The organism is Nonomuraea sp. NPDC003201 (assembly GCF_053590415.1).
In genome coordinates this window covers 46,824-53,461 of the sequence record NZ_JBSFTC010000045.1, presented here as the reverse complement: position 1 = coordinate 53,461, position 6,638 = coordinate 46,824, and the positions used below count along the sequence as shown (strand labels likewise).

Sequence of the window (6,638 nt, the reverse complement as noted above, 5' to 3'; positions counted from 1 at the left end):
GCTCAGGTGGGGCGGCGGCTCAGGCGGCGGGGAGCGACGGCTCAGGTGGGGCGGCGGCTCAGGCGGGGCGGTAGCGGGCGGCGAGCTCGGCGGCGGTGGTGGCCATGCGGTCGCGCAGTTCGGCGGGGGCGAGCACCTCGGCGTCCGTGCCCAGCCGCAGGAACTCGGCGAGCGCGTGCTCGATCGACTCGATCGGCACCGTGACCCGCGTCCAGCCCTCCTCGTCGGGCGGCTGCGCGCTCTCCCTGGCCGCCGCCACCACGCCGGGGGTCATGAGGTCCGGCACGCGTTCGACGCCGCGCGGCGACAGCCGGAGCACCGCCTCGCCCCGCCGCAGCCGGGCCTCGAACTCGGCCAGGTACCCCTGCCAGTAAGCCGCCAAGTCGAAGCCGTCCGGCCTGGTGAAGCCCTCGGGGAGCGGGTGCAGGTCGAGGATCTGCGAGACGCGGTAGGTGCGCACGTCCTCGCCCGTCCGCGCGACGAGATACCACCGCCCGGCCTTGACGACCAGCCCGTACGGGTCCAGCCGCCGCTCCACCTCCTGGGGCGCCTTCCAGCGGCGGTATCTGACCTGGATGCGGCGCTTGTTCCAGACGGCGTCGGCCACGGCGGACAGGTAGGTCACCGGCTCCTGGTCGCGGTACCAGGTGGGCGCGTCGAGGTGGAAGCGCTCCTGGATGCGCCCGGCGCGGTCGCGGAGCTCGACCGGCAGCGCGGCCATGAGCTTGAGCTGCGCGGCCGTGACCACCGCGCCCAGCCCCAGCTCCGCCGCCGGACCCGGCAGGCCGGCCAGGAACAGCGACTCGGCCTCGTCGGTCGTCAGCCCGGTGAGCCGGGTGCGGTAGCCGTCGAGCAGCTGGTAGCCGCCCTTCGGGCCCGCGTCGCCGTACAGGGGGATGCCGGCGGAGTGGAGGGACTCGACGTCGCGGTAGATGGTGCGTACCGAGACCTCCAGCCGCTCGGCCAGAGCCTGCGCCGTCATCCGCCCGCGCGTCTGCAGGAGCAGGAGGATCGAGACCAGGCGGGAAGCACGCACATTCACTGACACTACCTGTCAGTGACCACCGCCTACCGTCGCCCGCATGAACGATTTCGACTTTCTCGCCGGCCACTGGAACGTCGACAACCGCCGGCTCGTGAAGTCGCTCGCCGGCAGCGACGAATGGGACGAGTTCCCCGGCCGTTCGGTCGCCACCCGGCACTTCGACGGGGCGGCCAGCTTCGACGAGATCACGTTCCCGACCAAGGGGTCCAGCGGGCTGACGGTGCGCGTGTACAACCCCGAGTCGCGGCAGTGGGCCATCTACTGGGCCAGCAGCACGAGGGGCACGCTCGACAGCTCGCCCATGGTGGGCGAGTTCGAGGGGGACCGGGGCGAGTTCTACGGGGAGGAGACGTATGAGGGCAGGCAGGTGCGGTGCCGGTTCATCTGGACGGTGCTCGGCCCGGACGCGGCCCGCTGGGAGCAGGCGTACTCGGCGGACGACGGCCTGACCTGGGAGACGAACTGGACGATGGACTTCAGCCGGGCCTAGGCGCCGGAGCGGGCCCACAGGACCGCCGCCACCGCGACGGCCGCGATCAGCAGCACCAGCGACCCGGCCACGATCGCCCACCACCAGGCCGATCGAGGCGGCTTGGTCTCGTAGTGGGACACGTCGGGCAGCATGTCCGGCGTGTAGGGGAGCCGCTGCGTGGAGGGCGGATCCTGCGGCCGTCCGGGCCGGGGCACGCGCACGGTCGGCGGAGCCGGGGGTGGCGGCACGCGCACGGTCGGAGGGCCCTGCGGGGGCGGGTGCCCGTGCCGCGGCGGCGGGACCTGTCCGGGAGGTCCCTGCCGGGTGGGCTGTGTCGGGTTGGGCTGTGTCGGGAAGGGTCGGCTGTGCCTGATCGTCTGGTGGGGATCCTGTCCCTGCGGGTCAGGTTGCTCTCGAGTCATGATCTCCTCAGGAGCCGCTGCGGAGAGTGGGGGCGTGCCCTCCCATTGTCACACCTCGCCGGGGGACCCGTCCCGCGGGTTCGTCAGCTCTGGCCCTGGCCCTGGCCGTAGGGCGGCTGCGGCGGGTTCTGCCAGCCGGGCTGCTGCTGGTACGGCTGCTGCGGATAGGGGGGTTGCTGCGGCCAGCCGGGGCCCTGCGGCGGCTGGGCGGGCTGGGTCGGCTTGCGCCGGGCCACCACGGCCCAGATCAGCAGGGCGGTGCCGCCCGCGTCGAAGAGCAGGGAGACCAGGCTGGTGACGGCCACGGTCGTCTGAATGTCCGTCGATGAGGTCATCTGCGGGAACAGCACGTACGAGCGGAAGATGTTGAACAGCAGTCCCAGCAGAAGCAGGATGCAGCCCGCCATGCCGATCATCGCGGCCGAGCCGTGCTCGCGCCGGGCCATCGCGGTCATGACGACGCCGAGGAGCAACAGGATGCCCATCACGGCAAAGGTGAGGATACCGGCGATCGTTGATATCACAGGGAACTCCGTTCGAGGACAAGCCGGATGCGACGACGCTACGGGGATTCGCGTAGATCGTCCAATGCTCTGCTGATCGACCCCTCGTCCAGGCCACCCTGGTGGCGCACGCCGTTCAGGAAGAGCGTGGGGGTGCCGCGCACGCCGCTGTCGCGGCCGGACTCCTCGTGCAGGGCGATCCGCGCGGCGTGGCCCGGCACGTCGGACCAGGGGTCGATGCCCAGCTCGGCGGCGTAGTGCTCGAGGTCGGCGTCGGTGAGGAAGCGCTGGTTGTCGTAGAGGATGTCGTGCATCTCCCAGAACCTGCCCTGGTCGGCCGCGGCCTCGGAGACGATCGCGGCCGACGCGGCCCGGGGGTGCAGCGTGCGGATCGGGTAATGCCGGAAAGCCATCCGTACGTCAGGATTTTTCCGGAGGATCTCCTCCAGGACCGGGTGCAGTCGCCCGCAGTACGGGCACTCGAAGTCCCCGTACTCGACGATCGTGATCTTGGCGTCCTCGGGCCCGCGCACGTGGTCCGCCGGCCCGACCGGCACCGTGAGCCGATCGGGCAGCTCCTCGGGCGGCTCGGCCTCGGGCGGCGCGCACACCCCGCCCCGATCCCACGCCAACCGGAAGATCACCCACCCCAGCAGGGCGGACAGCAGCGACCCGGCCAGGATGCCGATCTTCGCCTGGGCGTGGATGGGTGACCCGTCGAAGGCCAGGTCCACGATGAACAGCGCCACCGTGAACCCGATCCCGGACACGGCTGCCCCGCCCAGCAACTGCCCCCACACCAGGTTGCCGGGCAGGATCCCCCAGCCGAACCGCAGCGGGAGCCACGTGCCGAGGGAGATCCCGACGAACTTCCCGACCACCAGCCCCAGCGCCACCCCGATGGAGACGGGCGAGGTGAGGGCGGCCCGCAGGGTCTCGCCGTCGAGCCGCACCCCGGCGTTGGCCAGGGCGAAGATCGGCACGATCACGTAGCTGCTCCACGGGTGCAGGCGCAGTTGCAGCCGCTCGTTGACGGAGACGGCCCGCTGGACCCGCCGCGTGGCCTCCCTGGCGGCCCGCGCGCTCGGCTCGCTGGTGAACTCCTGCACGGCCTCGCCGGCCAGCAGCAGCTTCTGGTCCGTGGGCGCGTAGACGAAGACCAGCAGGCCCAGCGCGATGCCGACCAGCGTCGGGTGGATCCCGCTCTCAAGGGTGGCCACCCAGAGCGCGAACCCCAGCACGACGTAGGCCGGCGCCCGCCAGATCCTCAGCCACCGCAGGGTCACGATGGCCGCGAGGAGCAGGACGGCGGTGATGAGCGCGGGGATGGAGAGGCTGGCCGTGTAGAAGATCGCGATGATCATGATCGCCAGCACGTCGTCCACAATGGCCAGCGTCAGCAGGAACGCCCGCAGCGGATCCGGGCACCGGGCCCCCACGACGGCGAGCACGCCCAGCACGAACGCCGTGTCGGTGGCGATGGGCACGCCCCACCCGCCCGCGCCCGGCCCGCCGAAGTTGAGCAGGAGGTAGACGCCGGCCGGCACCAGCATCCCGCCCAGGGCCGCGACGGCGGGCACGGCGATGAGCCGCCGGTCCCTGAGCTGCCCGAGCCGCACCTCGTACGAGACCTCGAGGCCGATGAGGAAGAAGAAGACGGACATCAGCCCGTCGTTGACCCAGTGCCGCAGGTCCAGCGAGAAGTCGGCGTCCCCGAAGGAGATGCCCATGGGGGTGTGCCAGAACGCCTCGTAGGTGTCACCCCATGGCGAATTCGCCCAGAGTAGGGCAAGCACCGTGGCCACCAGCAGCACGGCCGTGCTGCCTGCCTCGGTCCGCAGGAACGCCCGCAACATCACAGATCTCCCCCCGAAGATCCAGCGGAGGCATCCGATCCTACGGTGTCCGGAAGAACAGATAAAACGCCGCATCCCGGACAAGCAGGAACCCGACGATGGCAAGGCCCCAGCTCAGGGCCGATGCCGCGTGCTTGCTCATCCAGGCCCGCAGCCGCTCCAGCTTCGGCTCCAGCCAGGCTCCGGCCACGGCGCGCAGCCCCATGAGCGCCAGCGGCGGCAGGATCATGACGAGCACGTACGCGCCCAGCACCGGCACCCACTGCCCGACGGTCAGCCCCGCCGTGGTCATGATGCCGATCGCGGCGAGGTAGGGCACCATCGTCGCCACTTCCAGCACCCCGGCGGTCAGCCCCAGCAGCACCATCACGCGCGGCCCGCCGACCCGGGGCTCGAAGCGGCGCTCGGGCTTGCCCCGCTTCGCGCGCCGCTTGGGGTCGAGCCTGAAGCTCAGCGCGAACAGCCCCACGCCCAGCACGAGCTGCACCCAGTACGCGGGACCGCTGCGCAGCACGTCGCCGAAGCGGTCCATCACCGTGGACAGCCCCAGCATGAGCGCGACCCCCACCAGGAAGTAGAAGACCGTGATGGTGGCCAGATAGATCAACAACCCGCGCGACCGTTTAGAGGCCAGCAGCAGGTAGACGGGAATGCCGAGGGTGCCGAAGCTGGTGCTGTCGACGAGGGCCAGGGCGGCGAGGGCGAGCAGCAGTCCGATGGTCATGCTCTCGATCGTGCTGGTTCGCGAGCGCCGGCTCCTCCTCCGGCGGGGTGAACCGGGCGTACATACTTCTTCGTATCGCGCCGGAGAAGGCCGGGCCGCGGACGGGCCCGGCCTCTCCCGGTTACAGGTTCCGCAGGTACGCCAGCGACGGCGCGAAGAAGTACTCGCCGCCCTTCATCGTGACCGTCTGGGCCACCTGGGCCTGCGGCGCCGACAGCTCCGGCTTGCCCCAGACCTTCGGGAACGCGACCTTGATGTCCCGATCGCCCTGCCCGATCACCGGGTCGTGCCCGGTGGCCGGGTTCTCGAAGTCGGGGTTGTCGGCCCACGACTGCTGCGTGAACTCGAACTGGCTCAAAAGGCTGCCGTTGAACGCCATGAACAGCAGCCCGACCTCGCCGCTCGGCCGGGTCTCCGGCGGCGAGTCGTCCCACGGCTCGTCGGTCCGCTCCCCGTACGTCTGGCCGCGCCGCGCCATGAGCACCTCACGCCCGAACGAGCGCGGGTTCGTCTTCCTGATGTGCCCGCTGAACGGGCACTTGCTGCCGTCGTCGCCGTCGAAGGTGAAGTCGTTGCTCACCGGCCCGCCGCCCGCCTCGGGCCTGCTGGTCAGGGGCGTGCCGTCCCTGAACCGGCCGACGATCATGGCGCCCGCCCGGTCGCGGTCGGCGCCGACCAGGCCCAGGCCGTCGGCCAGCTCCTGCTCGATCGTCTTGAACGCCCGTACGTTCTGCTCCAGCTTCCTGAACACCAGGTAGCTGCCGTGGTGGCGGACGGGGTTCGGCGCGAAGGGGTCGGGCACGAGCACGTTGCTCAGCGGGAACGCCGGGTTCCAGTGCTTCTTCGGCTCCTTGTCCACCTCGTCCTTCACGAACAGCGGCTGGCTGCGGCCGTCCACGTACCCGAAGTGCTCGATGCCGTCGCCGGCGGGGTTGCGCATGCCCTGCCCGGTCTCCTCACCGAGCAGCCGCGCGCTCTCCGGCAGCTCGCCGAGGATCTCCTCGCGCAGCGCCGCCACCGGCTCGGGCTCCGCGTCGCCGATCAGGATGACGGCGTGGATCTCCCGCTGGTACGCGCGCTCCCACGTCTCCACGGGCGGGTCGGCGACCTCGGCGACGCGCCGCTTCATGCCGTCGCGGAACACCCGGTCCTCGAACTTGCGCACGTCCTCGACCGAGTGGCCGAGGTCCCGGTAGCCGGCCTTGCTGATGCCGATGCCCACGTACGGCGTGCCGCGGCTGCCTTTCGCGTTGAAGTCGTGCACCTCCTGCAGGTGCCGGCGGGCCGACTTCATCTTGGTGGTCGCGACGTGCCGGAGGAACGCCTTTCCTTCCGCCGCGTCGTTGAACCGGACGAACAGCACGGACAGGTGCTCGCGCACGTGGGCGCGCAGGATGTTCGGCTGGAGATTGTCGAGCATCGCCTTGGTGTCCGCGTCGAGCGTGGCCGAGTCCCAGGCCAGAGGTTGTGCGTTGTTCAGGTCGACAGGCATTGCCGAGTCCCTTCCCCGTTTCGATGTGAAATCGGGCCCCCTAACGCGCGGTACGGGGAACGCCAAATCCCCCGTGTTCCAACGCGCCCCACCTGTACGACTCCTGGGAACGCGAGAAGGTTTC

7 protein-coding genes are annotated in these 6,638 nt (G+C 70.8%); 1 reads left to right on the top strand and 6 read right to left on the bottom strand.

The window, feature by feature from the left end:
* Window positions 1-58: 58 nt before the first annotated feature.
* Window positions 59-1,036, bottom strand: coding sequence for a helix-turn-helix transcriptional regulator (locus ACWDX9_RS19150; RefSeq protein WP_449955483.1), 978 nt, complete (start codon window positions 1,034-1,036; stop codon window positions 59-61).
* A gap of 46 nt (window positions 1,037-1,082) precedes the next feature.
* Between ACWDX9_RS19150 and ACWDX9_RS19145 the strand changes: the two genes are divergently transcribed.
* Complete coding sequence (locus ACWDX9_RS19145) at window positions 1,083-1,535, top strand: hypothetical protein (protein ID WP_449955480.1); 453 nt, start codon at window positions 1,083-1,085, stop codon at window positions 1,533-1,535.
* On the opposite strand, the gene ACWDX9_RS19140 is transcribed toward ACWDX9_RS19145, so the two are convergent.
* The 5 genes from ACWDX9_RS19140 to ACWDX9_RS19120 all read right to left on the bottom strand — a co-directional run bounded on the left by ACWDX9_RS19140 (window position 1,532) and on the right by ACWDX9_RS19120 (window position 6,514).
* Window positions 1,532-1,765, bottom strand: a complete 234-nt coding sequence (locus ACWDX9_RS19140) for a hypothetical protein (protein WP_449955478.1) — start codon at window positions 1,763-1,765, stop codon at window positions 1,532-1,534. The genes ACWDX9_RS19145 and ACWDX9_RS19140 overlap by 4 nt on opposite strands.
* 257 nt (window positions 1,766-2,022) lie before the next feature.
* A complete protein-coding gene (locus ACWDX9_RS19135; RefSeq protein ID WP_449955475.1) occupies window positions 2,023-2,424 on the bottom strand; it encodes a hypothetical protein in 402 nt (133 codons plus the stop codon).
* Between the two features lie 77 nt (window positions 2,425-2,501).
* The gene (nhaA, locus tag ACWDX9_RS19130; protein ID WP_449955472.1) at window positions 2,502-4,298 is read right to left on the bottom strand and encodes a Na+/H+ antiporter NhaA; all 1,797 of its coding nucleotides are present in this window, start codon (window positions 4,296-4,298) and stop codon (window positions 2,502-2,504) included.
* 40 nt (window positions 4,299-4,338) lie between these two features.
* Window positions 4,339-5,022, bottom strand: a complete 684-nt coding sequence (locus tag ACWDX9_RS19125) for a GAP family protein (protein ID WP_449955469.1) — start codon at window positions 5,020-5,022, stop codon at window positions 4,339-4,341.
* Window positions 5,023-5,143: 121 nt separating this feature from the next.
* A complete protein-coding gene (locus ACWDX9_RS19120) occupies window positions 5,144-6,514 on the bottom strand; it encodes a Dyp-type peroxidase (RefSeq protein WP_449955466.1) in 1,371 nt (456 codons plus the stop codon).
* Window positions 6,515-6,638: the final 124 nt, after the last annotated feature.